Below are 1,916 nucleotides of genomic sequence, written 5' to 3' on the forward strand. Positions count from 1 at the left end.
GTGTATAAGAGACAGCCCCTACCCCACATTAAAACCACATCTCCCGATAGATTTGATAAAAACTATTATTTAATATTAGTAAAAAATAGAGGATATTGCTCTAATATCCATCGGTAAATTCTTATCATTTTTCCATTGAGAGTTATGGCTATCTTTTTTATTCCCATTCGACACGATATGACAATATACAGATGTTTATTTTAATAAGATTGTCCAGAAATATTACATTATATATATCTTGGAGGAATTAAATTATGAGCAAAAAATTATTAATGGCTTTAGCATGCAGCGTGTTACTTATGGGATTGGCTGCTTGTGGTTCAAATGATAAAGCAAATACATCAGAAGAACCAAAACAAGAAACTAAAAAAGAAGATGAACAAAAGAAAATAGAAGAACAGAAAAAAGCCGAAGAACAAAACAAGCTGAAGAGCAAAAGAAGTTAGAAGAACAGAAAAAGGCTGAAGAACAAAAGAAACAACAAGAAGTAGCTAGAGCAAAAGAACAGGAACAACAAAAAGCTGCAGCTAATACAGCACCTCAGCAACAAGCTGCACCTAAACAAGAGAAAGTTCACTTTGCAAACTGTACAGATGCAAATAATGCTGGTTACTACGATATAACTCCAGATAGCCCAGCTTATGCTTCGCATTTAGATCGTGATGGCGATGGTGTAGCTTGTGAACGAAATAAAGGACATAAAAAATCTAGTAAAAAACATTAGATTTAAGGATAAACACTCTTATGAGTGCTTTTTTGTTTCCGTTCGACATAATATGACAATATTAGAATTGATTGTTTGCTATGATAAGCTCGGAAATCTTACATTTTACATAATTAAAGAGATTATAATGAAACGAACAACTGAATTTGTATTAGGTCTTATTGATGGTATTTTTGGTCTTATTTTCGCGTTTATAGCTTTAATGATCGGTGGATTAATGGGTATCTTCCGTAAAGGTTAAGGTAAAGCTACTGTATCTGCTTAAAATAGGCACTCAAAAGAGTACTTTTATTTTTTTATTAAATTATCTAATACATCTAAGATTTACAGGAGGAATAGCTTTGACACTATTTAAAAAATTTTTAATTGTCGTCTTAATATTGACGATAATGTATGCTGCAATTTTGATGGTTACATATGGTGCGCTTTATGAAACAATTGGAGAATTCCCAAGCCTCACATCTAGAACGATTTTCCATACCATGTTTATGACGTTCACTTACACTATAATTATCGGGATTTATTATTTAATTAAAGGATTTATTAAACTCTTATTAAAAAAAACAGCAAAAAATCATTTCGTTTTTTCAGGATTACTACTGTTAATGGCAATTATTATAGTAGGTATATCACCAGAAAAAGAACCTATGAACCGACTAAACTTTAATGAACAAATCGTTGAAGAAAATGAGGTACTTCACAAAAACATAAAAACATTAGAAACAGAAAATAAAGCTCTTGATGATCAAGTGAAAAAGTTAGAAGAAGAGTTAACAAAGCAAAACAGGTCTAAAACAGAGGGATCTCCTGCATCTCAAGTTATAACACACGAGAACCCTAATAAATCTGTTCCGCCATCTACAAATGAGCCAAAAACTAACACAGCCGACTACGATAAAAACGGTAATTATAAACCAGTGGACCAGATGACACCTGAAGAAATTAGAAAAGAAGCTGAAGGAATGCTAAAAGAAGCATTAGAAAGAGATGGAGTAAAATAACAAAATATAGATTTTGTTCACTTTTACGATACATTTATGAAACATTCATATGTTACGTTATATAAGTCCTTTTTTGAATCATTTTCATTCTGTCAAAAAGTCCTAGCCCCTCTAGGGCTTTTTACGTTCAAATAAAGAGGTATACCAAATTTCTCAATGTACAATACAACTTAACATGGTAAAATAATATT

1 protein-coding gene and 1 pseudogene are annotated in these 1,916 nt (G+C 31.5%); both read left to right on the plus strand.

The window, feature by feature from the left end; all coding sequences use genetic code 11:
- Positions 1-254 precede the first annotated feature (254 nt).
- Positions 255-724, plus strand: a pseudogene (locus ABWK52_RS27285) (excalibur calcium-binding domain-containing protein).
- 341 nt (positions 725-1,065) lie between these two features.
- Positions 1,066-1,725, plus strand: coding sequence for a hypothetical protein (locus ABWK52_RS27290; protein WP_098541772.1), 660 nt, complete (start codon positions 1,066-1,068; stop codon positions 1,723-1,725).
- The last annotated feature ends 191 nt before the right edge of the window (positions 1,726-1,916 follow it).

Origin of the sequence: Bacillus sp. AP50, assembly GCF_040492675.1 — a bacterium.
GTDB classification, from domain to species: Bacteria; Bacillota; Bacilli; order Bacillales; family Bacillaceae_G; genus Bacillus_A; species Bacillus_A cereus.